This is a genomic window from Lacticaseibacillus absianus (assembly GCF_013407595.1).
In the GTDB taxonomy this organism is placed as follows: Bacteria; Bacillota; Bacilli; order Lactobacillales; family Lactobacillaceae; genus Lacticaseibacillus; species Lacticaseibacillus absianus.
The window spans coordinates 1-17,344 of sequence record NZ_JABEKX010000006.1 but is presented as its reverse complement, the minus strand read 5'-3'; the positions used below and the strand labels follow the sequence as shown (position 1 = coordinate 17,344).

Genomic DNA, 17,344 nt, shown 5'->3' with positions numbered 1-17,344 from the left:
CATGTCAAACGATAAAATTGTGATCCACGGCGCTCGCGCCCACAACCTGAAGGACGTCGACCTGACGATCCCGCGCAACAAGCTGGTCGTCATGACCGGTCTGAGTGGCTCGGGCAAGTCGAGCCTCGCCTTCGATACCCTGTACGCTGAGGGGCAGCGCCGCTACGTCGAGAGCCTCTCGGCATACGCACGGCAATTCCTCGGGCAGATGGATAAGCCGGATGTCGATTCGATCGACGGGCTGAGCCCGGCAATCTCCATCGACCAAAAAACCACCTCGAAGAACCCGCGCAGTACGGTCGGGACGGTCACCGAGATCAATGACTACCTGCGCCTGCTGTGGGCACGCATCGGCAAGCCGATCTGCCCCAACGACGGGACCCCGATCTCGAGCCAGTCTGTCGAGCAGATGGTCGATCGCGTTCAGCAGCTCCCGGAGCGCACCCGCCTGCAGATCTTGAGCCCGATCGTGCGCCACAAGAAGGGCAGCCACAAGAAGGTGCTTGAAAAAATCGTGCGAGAAGGCTACGTCCGGATGCGCGTCGACGGCGAGGTGATGGATGCCTCCGCCGAGCTGGAACTCGATAAGAACAAGGCACACGACATCGACATCGTGATCGACCGGATCGTGGTCAAAGCCGACGTGCGCTCACGCTTGTTCGACTCCTTTGAAGCCGCGTTGCGCCTGTCCGAGGGCTACGCGACAGTGGATGTCATTGGAGGGGAGCCGCTGGTGTTCTCGGAGCATTTTGCCTGCCCGATTTGCGGGTTCACCATCGGGGTGCTCGAACCGCGGTTGTTCTCCTTCAACGCACCGTTCGGGGCTTGCCCCGAATGCGATGGGCTGGGGGCCAAGCTGACCGTTGACGTCGATCTGATCGTGCCCGATCGCACCAAGTCGCTGGCCGAGGGCGCCTTGGCGCCATGGGCCAGCGCGACCTCTAAGTACTATCCGTCCATGCTGGCGCAAGCGGCCAAGGCCTTCAAGGTGCCGATGGATAAGCCGTTCGGCGAGCTGACCAAGGCGCAGCAGGACTTGGTGCTCAACGGGAGCAAGGGCAAGACGTTCCATTTTCTCAGTGAAGGCGAATTCGGCCCGCACAAGGACGTCCAGGCACCGTTCGAGGGCATCGTGAACAATGTCTGGCGGCGCTACAACGCGAACAACAACTTTGCGTTTGGCAGCGACTCCATGCGCCAGTACATGACCGAGCTCGAATGCCCGGTCTGCCACGGGAAGCGGTTGAACCGCCAGGCCCTCGCCGTCAAAGTCGACGGTCGCGACATCGCTGAGGCGTCGGACATGTCGATCAAAGACGCTTTGCCGTTCTACCGCAACATGACCCTGAGCGAGAACGAAAAAGTGATCGCCCAGCCGATCGTCAAGGAAGTCGCTGACCGGTTGGCCTTCTTGGTCAACGTCGGGCTGGATTACCTGACCCTGAGCCGTAGCGCGGGCACTCTTAGTGGGGGTGAGGCCCAACGGATCCGGCTTGCAACGCAGATCGGGTCGAACCTCTCCGGGGTGCTCTACATCCTCGACGAGCCGTCGATCGGTCTGCATCAGCGGGACAACGATCGGTTGATCCGCTCGCTCAAGAAGATGCGCGACCTCGGCAACACGCTGGTCGTCGTCGAACACGACGAGGACACGATGCTCGCCGCCGATTACCTCGTCGACGTGGGCCCCGGAGCCGGCGATAACGGCGGGCGCATCATGGCCGCCGGCACGCCGAAGCAGGTGATGCGCAGCGCTAAGTCGCTGACGGGTCAGTACCTAGCGGGTAAGAAGTTCATTCCAGTGCCGGCCACGCGGCGACCAGGTAGCGGCAAGGCCATCCGGTTGGAAGGCGCGGCCGACCACAACCTCAAGGGCATCGACGTCGATTTTCCGCTAGGCAAATTCATCGCGGTCACCGGGGTCTCTGGTTCCGGCAAGTCAACGCTGGTCAACTCGATCCTCAAGCGGGTGCTGGCGCAAAAGCTCTACCGCAACTCTGCGAAGCCTGGCAAGTACAGCCACGTTTACGGCTGGGAGAACATTGAGAAGCTGGTCGATATCGACCAGAGCCCGATCGGCCGCACCCCCCGCTCCAACCCTGCGACATATACCGGTGTCTTCAACGATATCCGAGCGCTGTTCGCGATGACTAATGAGGCTAAGTTGCGTGGCTACACACAGGGCCGCTTCTCCTTCAACGTCAAAGGCGGTCGCTGCGAAAACTGTAAGGGTGACGGGATCATCAAGATCGAGATGAACTTCCTGCCGGACGTCTATGTGCCATGTGAGGTCTGCCACGGTAAGCGGTACAACTCCGAAACGCTCGAAGTCACCTACAAGGGCAAGAACATCTCCGAGGTGCTCGATATGACCGTCGATGAGGCGGTGAAGTACTTCGCACCGATCCCGAAGATCGCCCGCAAGCTTCAGACCATCGTCGACGTCGGCTTGGGTTATGTCAGCTTGGGCCAAAGCGCGACCACGCTGTCTGGTGGGGAGGCGCAGCGCATGAAGCTGGCCTCCGAACTGCAGAAGCTGTCGACTGGCAAGAACTTCTACATTCTCGACGAGCCGACCACGGGCCTGCACACCGACGACATCCGGCGGTTGTTGAACGTGCTGCAGCGCCTGGTCGACGACGGCAACACGGTGCTGGTGATCGAACACAACCTTGACGTGATCAAGACCGCGGACTGGGTGATCGACCTCGGCCCCGAAGGCGGAGACGGTGGGGGCACCATCATCGCTACTGGCACACCGGAGGCGATCGCCATGGAACCTGCCAGCTACACCGGCCAGTACCTTGCACCGATCCTCAAGCGAGATAAGGCGCGCGCCGCGGCGCTAGCGACCAAGTGAATGATCCGACCAACGCCCTGCCACCTGGTAGGGCGTTGGTTGTGCGATCGGGAGTTGTGCAATCGTGGACAAGCCGGTATGATGAAAGCAAGAAAGTGGTGAGAATATGTTTAGTCGTCAATCCCATTTTGGCTTCGACTGGGGTGAGTTCATCACAGGGGTCGCGCTGATCATCGCAGCGATCGTGATGTTCCGCAACCCCGGGGCAACACTCCTGACGTTGACCTTCATCTTCGCAATCATCGCGATCATTCGCGGGATCGCGACACTGGCGGCCAGCAGCAAGCTGCGTGATTACACCGGCAAGCTGTCCTGGCTGTCCATCCTCGCTGGGGTGTTCGACATCGGCTTGGGGCTGGTGTTCCTGTTCAACCTCGTCAGCGGTGCGTTGACGCTGGCTTACCTGTTCGCCGCGTGGTTTTTGGTCGATGCGCTGGCCAACTTGTTCAATGCGGGCCATCTGCGCCGCGCCGGAACGGGTTGGTTCATCCTCAATCTGATCCTGGATCTGTTCTCCGTGCTCGTCGGGGTCTTGCTGCTGATGCAGCCGGTGGTCACGGCCGTCGGACTGGTCACCTTGCTGGCGATTGACTTCATGATCTTCGGGGTCAACGCCATCTTGATGGCGTTCGCCCGGCGTAACGTCTGACCGTCGCTTGGCTCCGGTGAGATGACGCACAGGCGCCCACTGCTCGGCCTTGGCCGGGCGGGGGGCGCCTGTTTAGTTGGTGCGCCGCAAGCATGGCCCGGACGCACGCCGAGTGTCTGCTGGCCGAAGTCGGTGTGTGATCGCACCGGGGCAAACCCGGCGGTAGGAATGACACGCCCGGAATGTTATACTAGAACGCAGTAGGGCCCCTGCGAGGCAGGGGCCGAGGAGGGAACGAGATGACAGAGACACTAGACCTAGTCGTGATCACGGGGATGTCCGGTGCGGGCAAGACCGTCGCGATGCAGTCCTTTGAGGACCTCGGGTATTTCTGCGTGGATAATATGCCCCCGGCGCTGCTCCCGAAGTTCTGGGAGCTGGTCAAGGAAAGCGGTAAGATCTCCAAGATCGCGCTGGTCATCGACCTGCGCAGCCACGCGTTTTATGATCAGATCCTCGATATGCTGGCGAGCCTGGACAATACCGCGTTCGTGACGACGAAGATCCTGTTCTTGGATGCGACCGATGCCGAGCTGGTCTCGCGCTACAAGGAGACGCGGCGCAGCCATCCGCTGGCGATGGAAGGCCGGCTGATGGACGGGATCAAGAAGGAACGGGCCCTGCTGACCGAATTGCGAAACCGGGCGCAGGTCGTGATCGACACGACCAACCTGAGCCCGCGGCAGTTGCGGGAAAAACTGTTCGTCAACTTCAAGACGTCTGATCACCCAACTTTCCACATCGAGGTGATGAGTTTTGGCTTCAAATACGGGCTACCGATCGATGCAGACATCGTGATGGACGTGCGCTTTTTGCCGAACCCGTACTATGTCCCCGAGTTCCGGGATCAGACCGGTCAGACGCCGGCAGTGTACGATTACGTGATGGGTAAGCCGGAAGCCGAGGACTTTTACCAGCAGTTCTACGGGTTGTTGAAGACGATCATGCCGCAGTACCAGCGAGAAGGGAAGTCCAGTGTGACCATCGCGATCGGGTGCACTGGCGGGCAGCACCGCAGTGTGGCGTTCGCCGATCGGATCGGCAAGGCGTTCGCCCAGGATTACCCGGTCGATATCACGCACCGGGATATGAACAAACGGAAAGCGACGGTGAACCGCTCATGACCACGACCAACGATCGGTTTATCCGGGTGATCAAGGGGCGGCGGCCCAAAGTCGTCGTGATCGGCGGCGGGACTGGCTTGCCGGTCATCGTCAAGAGCCTGCACGAGCAAAACGCTGATGTTACGGCGATCGTGACCGTGGCCGACGACGGGGGCTCCAGCGGGGTGATCCGCGACTACATCAACGTTGTCCCGCCTGGCGATATCCGCAATGTGCTGGCGGCGTTGTCCGACCTGCCGCAGCTTTACCTGGACATTTTTCAGTACCGCTTCAATAGCTCTGATGCCTTCTTTGCTGGCCATGCGATCGGCAACTTGATCATTGCGGCGCTGTCGGAGATGCGCGACGGGATCTTCGGCGCGGTGCAGCAGCTGAGTCAGATGATGAAAGTCGACGGGCACATCTACCCGGCGGCGGACCGGCCGCTGACGCTTCACGCGGACTTCGCGGATGGCTCACACCTTGCCGGAGAGGCGGAGATCACTGCCGCCGGCCGGCTGATCCGCCGGGTCTCCGTCACCGATACGGCGACCGGCGCCGCCCCGCAGGCCGTACCGGAAGTCATCGACGCGATCATGGCCGCCGATGTCGTTGTGCTCGGCCCCGGGAGCCTGTTCACCAGCATTCTCCCGAACCTGATGATCCACAACCTCGGCGAGGCGGTCTTGAAGACGCAAGCTGAGGTGATCTACATCGTCAATATCATGACGCAAAAAGGCGAGACCGAGCAGTTCACTGACGCGGATCACGTCCGCGTCTTGCACGACCACCTCGGCGCCAGCTTCGTCGATACCGTGCTGGTCAACATCGCGCCGGTGCCCGAGCACTACCTGAACCACCAGAAGTACGACGAGATCCTCGGGCCCGTGCGCTCGGATTACCAGTCTCTGCGTGACCTCGGATGCCGTGTGATCTCGGCCGACTTCTTGAAGCTACGCGATGAGGGGATCTTCCACGATGGGGACAAGGTCGCCAGCGAAGTGATGAACCTCGCCTTTCAAGTCGGCACGATGAAAAAAAGGAGGCGCTGAGCATGGCCAGTTTTGCGAGCCTCGTCAAAAAAGAGCTGACCCAACTCGAGGTGCACCCCGAACACGCGAAGGCGGAGCTCTCCGCCCTGATCCGGATGAACGGGAGCCTGGGGATCCAGAATCATCAGTTCGTGCTGAATGTGCAGACCGAGAACCCGGCGATCGCGCGGCGCATCTACAGCCTGATCCGCCAAGTCTATCACCACGAGGCGAACCTGATCGTGCGCCGTAAGATGAAGCTGAAGAAGAATAACCAGTACGTGGTGCGGCTGACGACTGGGGTCAATGCACTGCTGGAAGACTTGGCGATCCTCGACGCTGAGACGATGTCCATCGACACCGCCGTCGCGCCGAGCATCCTCAACGAGGAACAGCGTGAGCGTTCCTACCTCCGCGGGGCGTTTCTCGCGGGTGGATCGGTGAATAACCCCGAGACGTCGCGGTATCACCTCGAGATCTACTCCCTGTATCACGACCACAACGACGGGATCCTGAAGATGATGAATGACTTCGGGCTGAACGCGCGCACTGTCGAGCGACGCAGTGGGTACATCGTCTACCTCAAGGAAGCGGAGAAGATCGCCGATTTTCTTCAAGTCATCGGGGCGACCAACGCGATGCTGAAGTTCGAGGACGTGCGGATCGTTCGGGACATGCGCAACTCCGTCAACCGGTTGGTCAACTGCGAGACGGCGAATCTGAACAAGACCATCGACGCCGCGCAGCGCCAGATCGAGAATATTCACTACCTCAACGACCACGGGATCCTCGAGACGATGCCGGAGAAGCTACGCGAGATCGCGCTGCTGCGCCTTGGACATCCGGATGTGTCGCTCAAGGAGCTGGGGGAGATGGTCCCGAGCGGGGCGATCTCTAAATCCGGCATCAACCACCGGCTGCGCAAGCTCAACCAGATCGCCGAGGGATATCAAAATCCTGCATCAGAATAATAATAATTCTTCCTTTGCGTGAACGTATCGTGTACAATAGGTTCGATACAACCGGAGGCGATTCTTAATGGTAAAACCGATCTTGCTGGATGAGCAGCTCTGCTTCTCGATCTACAAGGCGCAAAAACAGTACAACCACTTTTACGCGCAGGCCCTGAGCCAGTTCAAGCTGACTTATCCGCAATACATCACTCTTCTGTCGCTGTACGAGCATGGCACGATGTCCGTCAAGGAAGTCGGCCAGACGCTCGCGCTAGACAGCGGCACTTTGACGCCGTTGATGAAGCGCCTGGAGAAGGACGGGTGGATCACCCGCACCCGCTCTAAGGAAGATGAGCGGCGCGTCGACGTGGCGCTGACGCAAAAGGCGCTTGATGAACGCGACGCGATCTTCGAACACGTTGGCTCCTGCACCGAGATGATGAACTTGAGCCAATCAGACTATAACGCGATCAAGCTCCAAGTCGACACCGTCGACGCGCACCTTAGCGCGATCCCAGATACAGCGCTGAGCTAAAGCCCAAAAATGCCCCGCTTCACCAGTTGGTGAGGTGGGGCATTTTTGGGTCTGTTCACGCTAAGTTCAGTCGCGTGATGCGCCTGTTGTCACTGCGGCTCGATCACTTCTGGTCGTCTTTGGAGACGAGGATGTCATCGATCAGCCCGTAGTCCTTGGCTTCCTGCGCGGTCAAGTAGTGATCACGCTCGGTGTCGGACTTGATCTCTTCGACCGGCTTGCCGGTCGCATCGGAGAGGATCTGGTTCAGCTTCTTGCGGGCCTTAAGGATCTGTTCGGCCGCGATCTCGATCTCGGTCTGCTGACCCTGGGCGCCGCCCAGCGGCTGGTGGATCAAGACTTCGGAGTTCGGCAGGGCGAAGCGCTTGCCTTTCTTCCCGCCGGCGAGCAGCACGGAGGCCATGGAAGCCGCCATCCCGATGGCAATGGTCTGCACATCGGCGTGGATCAGGTTCATGGTGTCGAGGATCGCCAGCCCGGAGGTGATCACGCCACCGGGAGAGTTGATATACAGGTAGATGTCTTTGTCAGGGTCTTGTGCGTCCAAGAAGAGGAGTTGGGCAATGATCGAGTTTGCCACCTGGTCATTGATCTCTCCGGACAGCATGATGATCCGGTCTTTGAGTAAGCGTGAGTAAATGTCGTAGGCGCGTTCGCCGCGACTGGTCTGTTCAACGACTGTTGGGACTAACATAGCTGGACCTCCTAATAAGCGAGTTTAGCACTCTTCAAAGTACAGTGCTAAGTATACGATTAATGTCAAAGAAGGTCAAACGGTTTGACGCATCTTTTTCTGATTAGAGGATAGCACACTGACCGGGCAGGGGGAAAGGCGGGCGCTTGCGTCTGGGGTCGTCGAGCCACGCAAGGCCAAGTGTGGGCACAACGCGCTTATCCTGATCAGACTGTTCGCGCTTGCGCGTTACAGGCTGACATGCGGCAGAAAAGCTAGCCGTCCCGCTAAGTGCGGCCTTGCTTCGCTCTGGGTAAGCAAAAAGCGCTCGGCGAGGCCGGGCGCTCAAGGGTCATTCTTCCGTGTGTTGATCGAAGTCCAGCTGCTTCTCGCGCCCGTAAGCGATGAACGAGAAGATCACGCCGATGATCCGGATCACCCACGAGACGAAGGCGACCAGCAAGGCGCCAAGGATCCCGCCGACCATGGTTATCGCCTGCGAGTCGGTCAGCTTGCTCGCTTCGCTCGCCAAGTCGCTCATCGCGGCCAGGCTCCCGACCGTGGCGACGAGGATCACCCAGAAGGCGACCTCTAAGGCACTGGCGATCACGAGCAGCAGAGCACCGGTGCGCCGCTTGCCCTTCGGCAGCTTGACCAGCAGGTAGATGGACAGGCCCATGACGATCAGCCCGAGGCCGATCGTGCCGTACAAGAACAGTGGGACACAGGAGATCACGCCCAAGATGGCGAGGATCAGGTATAAGGTCTGATAAGTCTGAACAGTGGATTGTTCTTCCATTTGATAACTCCTCCAATCTCAAGGCCCGGGAGCCTTGTTGATTCAAATTATTGCGCATTTTATCATTACAAGCTAGTATTTTCTCGATAAAATGACTTTGAGCGGGCAAAAAAGGGACAAAAAACGCCCCAAACGGGGCGTTTTTGCTGAATGTACGGCCTTGACGACCGATATGATGGGCAGCCCGGAAATCTACTTTCCCGTAGTGGCGCGGGTTCGCGCGGCTGACTGCCACCTCATTGCCACCTCACAATGCTTCGAGCGCCCGCGCGATTTTTTTGTCGTCTCGTTGCTTGAGCTCATCGACCTCGTGTAGGTATACCTTCATTGTGATTGCCAGACTACCGTGGCCAAGACGTCGGGAGATGGACAGCAGCTCGACGCCCTCGAAGAGTAGCATGGATCCGTGCGAGTGTCGTAGCCCGTGACTGGTGATCGTGTTCTTGGCGCCGACGGAGGCGCACAGCCCCTTGACCGTCTTGTTCATCGCTTCGTTGCCAATGATCCGGTGCTGCACGTTTCGGAAGACCAGGTCATCTGGATCGCGCCACCCATCTGCGAGGAAGAGTTCTTGCTGGCGCAGGCGCAGCTGCTTGAGTAGCGCGATCAGTTTCGGCGGGACGGTGATGGTGCGGTAAGACTGCTTGTTCTTGAGCGGCCCGAAGTTGTCTGTCTGCTTGCGGGTCTTATACTGCCAAGAGTGCTCAAAGGTAACTGTGCGTGCCTCAAAGTCGATATTTTCCCAGGTTACCCCGAGGGCCTCTTCAAAGCGGGCTCCGGTGTATGCCATGAAGACCGCGATGTAGTTACTCATGTGAGCCATGTCGGCGTACTTGGTGGCCAGCTTGATCATCGCCTTGAACTCTTTGACAGACACATATTTTTCCGACTCGTCTTTGCTGGCGGCGCCGTCAATGATAGCTCGTCGGGTGAAGTCACGGGTCGTGTAGCCGTCTTCCACAGCGTCACTGATAATACCGCGCACCTGCGAGTTGATTTTATCGACCGTAGAGCGCGTTAGCGGCGTTCTACGCTTGCCCCGGGGATTCGTGGCACACCAGTCCAAAAACGCCTGATAGGTGGTCTTATCGACCTCTGACAGCATCATGCCCGGGCGCTCTGCATCAAACCACTCATGAAGATAGCCGCTTACGACCTGATACCACTCATCGGTGGAAGCTGACGCACGCCCTAGCTTGAAGGCGGCGATCCACTTGTCGTAGTAGGCGGGCAGGGTGATCTTCTTCTCTTCCTCGGCGCGGCGCCCATCATCTAGGTCCAGGTTCGCCGCGAAAGATACTGCGTCCTTCTTTTTGTCGAAGACTCGCCGTACGTCTTTGCGGTTTCCTGCAGCTCGAGTCCCGACGATGCCACGAACTGACGTAAGCACCCAATAACAGACCGGATATGATTGCCCCTTGCCGGGCAGTATGATTGCCTCATCAAATCTAAATTGGTGAGGTAATTTTATGGATGAGAAACCTGAGATTGTTCGGATCAAATTAGAGGATGACCAGCGGCGGGCGCCACTGAGCACTGCCACCAAGGCCTTTCAAGTTAAGATTGACACCAACAAAACGGTTGTAGTGTATAACCATATCCAGGGCTATATCCTGGATGCCTTGATGAAGGCGGTGTTCGCCAATGCTCATTGATATCCACAAGCTCAGCGGCATTTATTTGATTTGTGGTAAGACCGACTTGCGTCGTGGTATTGAAGGCTTGGCTGGAGTTATCCAAGAGGAATATCATCTGGATCCGTACAGTCGGGCACTGTTTCTATTTTGCGGGACCCGCAAGGATCGGTTTAAGGCCCTATATTGGGCTGGCGATGGATTTATCCTGCTCTACAAGCGAATTGAGGACGGCCGGCTACAGTGGCCAACGACTCAAAATGAGGTTAAGAAACTCCACGCTAAGCAATTAGAGCGTCTTTTATCTGGTTGGGGATTGGAGTCGACGGTAAACCAGTTTTGTCCAAGAAATAATGGTAGAACGCCCGTCGCACCAGTGGTACACTCAACCCAACATCAATGAATCGAGGGCTACGCCCATGGTCACTACGACTGAAGATCTGCTCAAACAGGCACTCGAGCAAAATCGAGAACTCATGAAACAAGTTCAGGCGCTCACCGAGCAGGTCGCGTATTTAACTCGGAAACTCTACGGCTCCCATTCGGAGAAGATGACCGATCCTAATCAGCTGTCTCTTCTGGGAGATAACAGTGTTTTTACCGACCCAGAGCAGACTGGGCAACAAAGCGAAGAAATAGTCGTAGTAAAAGCCAAGCGCAAGCCTAAAAGCAGTCGCGGTGAATCAATCGATCCAAAATTGCCCATCGAAGAAACCGTGATCACTCGAAAAAGTGAGCTGTGTGATCATGGTCATCAGCTGGCTAAAGTGGGCAAGCATCTCGTGCGTGAAGTGGTCCAACACATACCAGGCAGATTGTATGTTGAACGTATCTTTGAAGAGACATACAAGTGTCCGGAATGTGAGCTCGAGGATGGTGTGAGTCACCTGTATCAAGGACAAGCGCCGCAGGCGTTGTTCCCGCACAGTCTCGCGACCTCGTCGCTAGTCGCTGAGTTGCTCTATCAGAAATACATGCTGGGTACACCGCTTTATCGTCAGATATTAGAATGGCGCCGAGCGGGTCTTCTACTCAGTGAGACGACCATGACAAACTGGGTAATCAACGCGGCAGAAATCGTCAGACCAGTCTATGACCTGATGCACGAGTACCTCCTGTCAGAGCGGTTCCTGCAAGGCGACGAAACACCGTTCCAAGTGCTGAGAGAACCGGGTAAGTCGGCAAAGAGTAAATCATACATCTGGGTAGAACGCAGTATTCGCCTCGCCGACCAGCAGGTCGTCTACTACGCTTATGGCAACACCCGCTCTGGTAAGTTCGCGCAGCGAATATACTCAGGCTATACTGGGGTCCTGCAGTGTGATGGCTATGCCGGATATAATCTTCTTGGCGACAGCGTCATCCGTGTTGGTTGTTGGGCGCACGTTCGGCGTAAATTCTACGACGACGCAGCGAAGGTTAAAGGTAAATTTACCAGCACGAAACCGCTAGAGCTGCTCAACCAGATGTTCCACCTTGAGACACAATGGGCGCTCTTATCACCGGCCGAGCGTCTGAAATGTCGACAGGCAGAACTAGAACCTCTGATTGATCAGTTCTGGGCTTGGTGTGATCAGGCCGCGCCGGCGCCGAAATCGCGACTGGGTGTCGCTCTGACCTACGCTTTGAATCAGCGGTGCATGCTTAATCGAGTCTTGGAGTTTGGCGAGATTGATTTGAGCAACAATGCATCAGAGCGGAACATGAAGTCCTTCGTGATTGGACGAAAGAACTGGCTGTTCGCCACCAGCCCAAAGGGGGCCGAAGCCAATGCGATCTGGATGACGATCGTTGAGACTGCCAAAGCCAACGGACTGGATCCACGAAGTTACATTGAGCGACTTCTGCATGGGCTGTCACAACTGTCTGCCTCACCAACGAGGGAACAAGCTGAGGCTTATTTACCTTGGAATCAGCATCTAAAGCCAGCAACTAGCGAAACCGCGTAAGCAATGAAGGGTCGCAATCCAAAAATAGGATTGCGGCCCTTCTCAGTTTGCAAGACGGTCGATTATTGGGTGCTTACGAACTGACCACTTACCATCGTTTGTTTTTTTCACCGTTGCCATGATTAGAACCTCCTGTGATATACTGGAGGCACGCAAAGAGCGCACCTCGTGTGTGTGATTTGTTCCTTGCACCTACCCACGGTCCGCCAAGATGTGGGGTAGGTGCTTTTTGTTTGCGACTAGCCGATATGAAAGAAAACTTTGAGTAGAATTGCTGCGACAACCGCTGCTACTATCCCGAAAATCCAGTCAAGCCGACGAGTATTGTTTTTGGTATTCTCGCTAATTACTGTTAAAGAATTTACGCTGTTTGACGTAGTAGTCTTTAGTTCGGCCATCGACGTCGCGTTTGTATCAAATTGGGCAGACAATTTCGTCAGAGTTTTGTCGATGCTTTCGAGTTTGTCGTCAATTTTGTCGAAACGTCGGTCAACTTTGTCGGAGAAGCGATTGAAATCATCTTTGCTTACGTATCTGGGATCCATTGGACCATCTCCATCTTTATTGTCGGGGTCCGCCGCCTTGATTGTAGCACGAAAATTACCATCGCTGGATTCAAGAGGAACGCGGTGCATCTTCTCGGACTTGTATGCAAATATATCTGTGACGTCTGCGGACAAATCACTTTCCTCGCTTTGCTGGAATTATAGTACTGAAAATAGGATGTGGGATAAAGCTTCCGTCTTTGCCTGATTCAACTTCCAAGTTGAATTGCAATCCAAGCAGATTGGTCGTTTCTGGGCCAACACTCGAAGAATCGAATTCAAACTCGGTTTCCAAGTTGATTGTTCCAAGTCCGTCAATTGTCTGTGAGCCACGGCTGTCCAACAGAATTGGTTCGTGGCCTGTAAGTTGATCGCCAAGAGAAAAAAGGTTCACAAGCACTCGCTTATTTGGATGGCCATAGCCTAAAAGAAGTATGTCGGTTGATAATTCAAAGGTGGTTTTTGTTGAGGATATATCAATTACATGAACTGCTTTCCCCTGCTGAGAAAGTCGAAGCCTTGTTATCGTTGCATCGTTACGTTGCGTTTCAAAATCGCTAGCCATATCTAATCACCATTCTTCTTTCCCGCCCTCCCAGAGGGCTTTTTATTTTGCGTAGATCTCGTGCACGTAGTCCGACATGTAGCCTGGTATGTGAAAGTTTTCCATGAAGCGCTGCGGATCTTCGACTTCGAACAGGCTATGTAGAAGGCGGACGGCGAACCTGTTTGCTTCACCCTCGATGCTGTTGCGTGCTGGGTGGAAGTAGGCAACGTCTGGGTCGCCGTTGATCACGTGGCCAATCTCGTGTGCGATGGTGTAGGGGAGCTGTTGGTGGTCTCGCCACTGTGTGTTGACGATGATGAAGCGACGGCTTGGGTAAGCTGCCGAGGGCTGGTCGGGCTCAACGTCTCCTGTTAGCGCAAAGCCTACATTGTGATCGTAGGCGTAGTTCAATAGTCGGGTGACACATTCGTCGATGTCCTCATTCACTTATCGTCACCACCCTGGTTGCGCAGGATCGCGCGAAATATCTCGATGGTGGCACTATCGATCGGGCGACCTTCGAAGGTCATTGGGACATCGTCAGCCAGGTCAACCGGGGCGGACGGGTCAGACTTGGCGGGATTCGGGTCGTCCGTGTTGCCAAGCAGATAGTCCGTGGTGACGTTTAGAGCCTTAGCAACGGCCTTTAATGAATCGGCGGTTGGCGTCTGATCTTTCCAACGGTAGATACTATTAATGCCGATTCCGGCATGTGTGGCAGTTTCCTTGAGATTCCAGCCATATTTTTCTTTCGCGACTTTTTTAATACGCTCAACTAGCGCCATATCAACGTTCTCCTGAGCATGAGGACACAAAATAACTGAAGTCGATATTTTTAGCTTGACGTTTGTATCTAGTTCAGTTATTCTGGGTTCATCAAGTAATTAAGCAACGACTTAACAAACCCATATCGGCGCTGACTTTGGCGAGGAAGGCCGGTAGGAGTATGACGGTTAAGTTATTTGCTATGCCCACATTGTACTGAGTTCAGTACAAGAATGCAACCACTTAATTACCTGATTAATTCGGAAGGAAGGAGGCGAGCAAGTGATGAACCAGTTAGAGATTTCAGCTTCGCCACAAAACCTTGAAGAACTAAAAGAGCTGCTAGCGGAAGTAGCAACTCTCGGTGAAAAGTACAATCTAACTATTTCGTATCGGATTTTGCTGGGGCTTTCAGAGCATCAATGCGACCTTCGATAACACCCAGTAGGTACTGATAGTTACTGCCAACCGTATTCCCGGTGACAACGCTGGCCTTGCTTTGACCAATAGCGCCCTCAGTGTTGGACAAGTTGTGCAGTTGGGCATTGTGGTTGAGCAAAGCAACTGTCAATTCAACGGCTAGTTCCTTATCCGTTTTGGACATTAGATCACCTCCTTCCTGAGGTGATTATCCCACAACTTAATTAACTGCAAAAGAAGGTGAACACATGGTAACGATTCAACTCAACTGGACTACTGATCGTGGTGACTGGGGTAACTACCTCAACCACATCAAACTTCAACAAGCCGAAGTCGCGAAGTTTCTCGGCGTCAGCGACGTAACGATGTCGCAGCTGGTCAAGAAGATGACCGATGGCCAGGGTCTAACGGCTTCTACCCAGGATCAATACCGCTGGAAGCGTGCGGTGACTTACGTCAAGTTGCGCGCAGCGGAGACGAAGGAGGCCCAGTCATGAACGAGCTGATTCAGGTGACAGAGAACGATCAGCACCAGCAGGTCGTTTCAGCACGCGAGCTATACAAGGGGCTCGAGATCAAGACACGTTTCAGCCTGTGGGTTGAACAGAATTTCAAGAGCTTTGATGAACACGAAGACTTCGAGGGCGTAGTTCAAACTACACCCTTCAATCCGGACTACCCGAAAGGCAAGCAACAGCAGCTTCAAGATTACGCACTGACCATCGACATGGCGAAGAACCTAGCACTGATGAGCAAGACGGCGCGGGGTGCAATGTATCGAGCCTACCTAATCGATGTGGAGCGCAAGTGGAACGATCCGGCTGAGGTAATCCGGCGCGGTTATGCGTTGCTGCTGGACGAGAACAAGCAGCTCAAGGTCGAGAACGCCAAGATGGTGCCAAAGGTCGAGTACTTCGACACACAGATGCATAACCCCGGGTTGATGACCACAACGATTATTGAGAAGGCCTACGGTAAGTCGGCTAAGTGGCTCAACGCCAAGCTGAGTGAGATGGGCATCATCTTCAAGCAGGGCAAGCAGTGGGTTATCAAAGCGAAGTATGCAGCCAAGGGCTACACCGGCTACGACAAGTGGGGTGACATTGAGAACCAAGCCGTTCACCCGCTACTCAAGTGGACACAGCGAGGCGAGAAGTTCATCTACGACGAGCTCGCGAAGCAAGGCATCCGCCCAATCGCGGAGCAGATGAATTTAGTGGAGGCATAGCCATGGACACGATCGACGTAACAGCAAAGTTCAGTGTCACGATCCCGGCGGACAAGGTGCTGGTCGATCGTGACGAGTGGGAGCATTTGACCTCTGATGGCCTAGTGGGCCAGCGATGGACGCGACAAGACTGCATCGACCATCTGAAGGGTGGCGGTATGCGAATCTCGGACTTCACCAACCATGTGCTCAAGCCAAAACGCCAGGAGCTCGAATCAATCGGCGCTGTGCTCAGCTGGTCCAACGGTAAGCGGGGTGGTGGTAGCAAGTATCTGTTCCGCGCAACCGTGATGAGCAAGTGGCTCGAAGACAACCTAGACCAGATCACCAGAGGAGGATGGCCACATGATTCCGATTGACCCAATTAGTTTTCTGGCTGGCGCAGGCATTGCTGCATTGATCGCCGCAGTAAAAGGCAAGCGCAGCTGGCGCGACTGCTTCGTGATCACAGACGCAGACATGGACGAGGAGGAAGACCAGTGAAAGACAACGTGAAATTCATTCGCATCTCATCTGAGGATCGCATCTGGCGGGTCGAAGTCGACGGCACCGAAGTCGGCGAGCTCAATCAGTGCGAGGGCGCCAGCTGGTACTTCGACTACTCGGACGGCGACGAGACCGACTTCGATGACGGTCTGACTATCTGGCAGGCAAAGCTGGCCTGCATCGACTATCTCGAGAAGATCGGGGAGGTGTGACACATGACGCCTTGGGAGATCAATCAGATGCTGGACCAGCACGATCTGGAGAAGCAGCACCAGGCCGAAGACGGAGACGGCTGGGGCGTGAAGGAGGATGCGTATGAAGACTAGCAACTTTGTCAGCACCGCCAGCATGACCCACGAGCAGTGGCTGCTTGAGCGGCGCAAGGGCATCGGCGGTAGCGACGTGGCAGCCATTTTGGGGCTGTCGCCGTGGCGCTCACCATTCAGTGTGTGGGCCGACAAGACGGGCCGCCTGCCAATCACAGAGGGCGACAACGAGTTTATGCACTGGGGCACCATCATGGAGCCGATCCTGGCCCGTGAGTTCGAGGCGGCGACTGGCAAGAAGGTCTACCGCCAGAACAAGACGTTTTTCGACCCGGAGCACCCCTTCCTACGCGCCAACATCGACCGCGACATCGCTGGGGAGCCCGGCTTCCTGGAGATCAAGACGGCCAGTGAGTACAAGTCGGCCGAGTGGGCTGACGACGAGGTGCCGGTCCCGTACCAGCTCCAGGTGCAGCACTACATGTACGTGCTCAACAGGCCATACGTCTACTTTGCCTATCTGATCGGTGGACACGCCTTTGGCTACAAGCGCATAGAGCGGGACCAAGAGGCCATCGACACGATCGAGCCGCTGCTGATCGAGTGGTGGGAGAAGCACGTGATCGGTGACGAGGCACCCGAGACTGACGGCGCCAGCGCCACGACCGCCGCACTGCGGGCCCTTTACCCTGACGACACCGGCGAGGTAATCGACCTACCTGGCAGTTTCGACTCGCTGCTCGAGTCACGGGAGCAGCTCAAGTCGTCCATGGCTTCGAGCAAAGAGACTGTGGACGCGGTCGACAATCAGCTGCGCGCCGCGATCGGCGACGCCACCGTCGGCGAGACGGCGCTGTGGAAGGTCACCAACAAGGCAAACAAGCGCGGGGCACGGGCCCTG

At 56.0% G+C, this 17,344-nt stretch carries 23 protein-coding genes; 15 read left to right on the top strand and 8 right to left on the bottom strand.

The features are described from left to right. Window position 1: 1 nt before the first annotated feature. The 6 genes from uvrA to HII33_RS12935 all read left to right on the top strand — a co-directional run bounded on the left by uvrA (window position 2) and on the right by HII33_RS12935 (window position 7,131). Window positions 2-2,860 carry an excinuclease ABC subunit UvrA gene (gene uvrA / locus HII33_RS12960; RefSeq protein ID WP_179396242.1) on the top strand — a complete coding sequence of 953 codons (2,859 nt, stop codon included), beginning with the start codon at window positions 2-4 and terminating at the stop codon, window positions 2,858-2,860. A gap of 106 nt (window positions 2,861-2,966) precedes the next feature. Then, window positions 2,967-3,509, top strand: a complete 543-nt coding sequence (locus HII33_RS12955; protein ID WP_179396241.1) for an HdeD family acid-resistance protein — start codon at window positions 2,967-2,969, stop codon at window positions 3,507-3,509. A 239-nt stretch (window positions 3,510-3,748) separates the two neighbouring features. Further along, window positions 3,749-4,633 (top strand): RNase adapter RapZ, encoded by an 885-nt coding sequence (gene rapZ, locus HII33_RS12950; RefSeq protein ID WP_179396240.1) that lies wholly within the window; start codon window positions 3,749-3,751, stop codon window positions 4,631-4,633. Next, window positions 4,630-5,664: a gluconeogenesis factor YvcK family protein gene (locus tag HII33_RS12945; protein WP_179396239.1), complete on the top strand. Its 1,035-nt coding sequence runs from the start codon at window positions 4,630-4,632 to the stop codon at window positions 5,662-5,664. The genes rapZ and HII33_RS12945 overlap by 4 nt, the downstream gene beginning before the upstream one ends. 2 nt (window positions 5,665-5,666) lie before the next feature. Continuing rightward, on the top strand, window positions 5,667-6,614 hold the full coding sequence (gene whiA, locus HII33_RS12940; protein WP_179396238.1) for a DNA-binding protein WhiA: 948 nt from the start codon (window positions 5,667-5,669) through the stop codon (window positions 6,612-6,614). A gap of 67 nt (window positions 6,615-6,681) precedes the next feature. Then, window positions 6,682-7,131, top strand: coding sequence for a MarR family winged helix-turn-helix transcriptional regulator (locus HII33_RS12935; RefSeq protein WP_179396237.1), 450 nt, complete (start codon window positions 6,682-6,684; stop codon window positions 7,129-7,131). A gap of 103 nt (window positions 7,132-7,234) precedes the next feature. On the opposite strand, the gene clpP is transcribed toward HII33_RS12935, so the two are convergent. The 3 genes from clpP to HII33_RS12920 form a co-directional block, all read right to left on the bottom strand. Continuing rightward, complete coding sequence (clpP, locus tag HII33_RS12930) at window positions 7,235-7,825, bottom strand: ATP-dependent Clp endopeptidase proteolytic subunit ClpP (protein WP_179396236.1); 591 nt, start codon at window positions 7,823-7,825, stop codon at window positions 7,235-7,237. Window positions 7,826-8,156: 331 nt separating this feature from the next. Beyond that, window positions 8,157-8,603 carry a hypothetical protein gene (locus tag HII33_RS12925; protein WP_179396235.1) on the bottom strand — a complete coding sequence of 149 codons (447 nt, stop codon included), beginning with the start codon at window positions 8,601-8,603 and terminating at the stop codon, window positions 8,157-8,159. A gap of 247 nt (window positions 8,604-8,850) precedes the next feature. After that, the gene (locus tag HII33_RS12920) at window positions 8,851-9,993 is read right to left on the bottom strand and encodes a tyrosine-type recombinase/integrase (RefSeq protein WP_179396234.1); all 1,143 of its coding nucleotides are present in this window, start codon (window positions 9,991-9,993) and stop codon (window positions 8,851-8,853) included. Between the two features lie 79 nt (window positions 9,994-10,072). Here HII33_RS12920 and HII33_RS12915 point away from each other — a divergent pair, with 79 nt between their 5' ends. The 3 genes from HII33_RS12915 to tnpC are packed head-to-tail and all read left to right on the top strand — an operon-like array spanning window position 10,073 to window position 12,186. Beyond that, window positions 10,073-10,258: a hypothetical protein gene (locus HII33_RS12915; RefSeq protein ID WP_179394268.1), complete on the top strand. Its 186-nt coding sequence runs from the start codon at window positions 10,073-10,075 to the stop codon at window positions 10,256-10,258. Further along, complete coding sequence (gene tnpB, locus HII33_RS12910; protein ID WP_179396233.1) at window positions 10,248-10,640, top strand: IS66 family insertion sequence element accessory protein TnpB; 393 nt, start codon at window positions 10,248-10,250, stop codon at window positions 10,638-10,640. The genes HII33_RS12915 and tnpB overlap by 11 nt, the downstream gene beginning before the upstream one ends. 16 nt (window positions 10,641-10,656) lie before the next feature. Then, the gene (tnpC, locus tag HII33_RS12905; RefSeq protein WP_179394270.1) at window positions 10,657-12,186 is read left to right on the top strand and encodes an IS66 family transposase; all 1,530 of its coding nucleotides are present in this window, start codon (window positions 10,657-10,659) and stop codon (window positions 12,184-12,186) included. 239 nt (window positions 12,187-12,425) lie between these two features. Here tnpC and HII33_RS12900 read toward each other — a convergent pair whose 3' ends face one another. The 5 genes from HII33_RS12900 to HII33_RS12880 all read right to left on the bottom strand — a co-directional run bounded on the left by HII33_RS12900 (window position 12,426) and on the right by HII33_RS12880 (window position 14,647). Next, window positions 12,426-12,866: a guided entry of tail-anchored proteins factor 1 gene (locus HII33_RS12900; protein ID WP_179396232.1), complete on the bottom strand. Its 441-nt coding sequence runs from the start codon at window positions 12,864-12,866 to the stop codon at window positions 12,426-12,428. 1 nt (window position 12,867) lies between these two features. Beyond that, complete coding sequence (locus tag HII33_RS12895; RefSeq protein ID WP_179396231.1) at window positions 12,868-13,296, bottom strand: hypothetical protein; 429 nt, start codon at window positions 13,294-13,296, stop codon at window positions 12,868-12,870. 42 nt (window positions 13,297-13,338) lie between these two features. After that, window positions 13,339-13,725 (bottom strand): ImmA/IrrE family metallo-endopeptidase, encoded by a 387-nt coding sequence (locus HII33_RS12890; RefSeq protein WP_179396230.1) that lies wholly within the window; start codon window positions 13,723-13,725, stop codon window positions 13,339-13,341. After that, window positions 13,722-14,063 (bottom strand): helix-turn-helix domain-containing protein, encoded by a 342-nt coding sequence (locus HII33_RS12885; RefSeq protein WP_179396229.1) that lies wholly within the window; start codon window positions 14,061-14,063, stop codon window positions 13,722-13,724. The genes HII33_RS12890 and HII33_RS12885 overlap by 4 nt, the downstream gene beginning before the upstream one ends. A gap of 362 nt (window positions 14,064-14,425) precedes the next feature. Further along, window positions 14,426-14,647 (bottom strand): hypothetical protein, encoded by a 222-nt coding sequence (locus tag HII33_RS12880; protein WP_179396228.1) that lies wholly within the window; start codon window positions 14,645-14,647, stop codon window positions 14,426-14,428. A 64-nt stretch (window positions 14,648-14,711) separates the two neighbouring features. Between HII33_RS12880 and HII33_RS12875 the strand changes: the two genes are divergently transcribed. The 6 genes from HII33_RS12875 to HII33_RS12850 form a co-directional block, all read left to right on the top strand. Then, a complete protein-coding gene (locus HII33_RS12875; RefSeq protein ID WP_179396227.1) occupies window positions 14,712-14,960 on the top strand; it encodes a hypothetical protein in 249 nt (82 codons plus the stop codon). Further along, complete coding sequence (locus tag HII33_RS12870; RefSeq protein ID WP_179396226.1) at window positions 14,957-15,691, top strand: antA/AntB antirepressor family protein; 735 nt, start codon at window positions 14,957-14,959, stop codon at window positions 15,689-15,691. The genes HII33_RS12875 and HII33_RS12870 overlap by 4 nt, the downstream gene beginning before the upstream one ends. 2 nt (window positions 15,692-15,693) lie before the next feature. Then, window positions 15,694-16,050 (top strand): DUF771 domain-containing protein, encoded by a 357-nt coding sequence (locus tag HII33_RS12865; protein WP_179396225.1) that lies wholly within the window; start codon window positions 15,694-15,696, stop codon window positions 16,048-16,050. Further along, window positions 16,037-16,174, top strand: coding sequence for a hypothetical protein (locus tag HII33_RS12860; RefSeq protein ID WP_179396224.1), 138 nt, complete (start codon window positions 16,037-16,039; stop codon window positions 16,172-16,174). The genes HII33_RS12865 and HII33_RS12860 overlap by 14 nt, the downstream gene beginning before the upstream one ends. Continuing rightward, entirely contained in the window at window positions 16,171-16,389 is a 219-nt protein-coding gene (locus HII33_RS12855) for a hypothetical protein (protein ID WP_179396223.1), read from the top strand. The genes HII33_RS12860 and HII33_RS12855 overlap by 4 nt, the downstream gene beginning before the upstream one ends. 103 nt (window positions 16,390-16,492) lie before the next feature. Continuing rightward, a partial coding sequence (locus tag HII33_RS12850; RefSeq protein WP_179396222.1) for a YqaJ viral recombinase family nuclease occupies window positions 16,493-17,344 on the top strand: 852 nt, incomplete at its 3' end.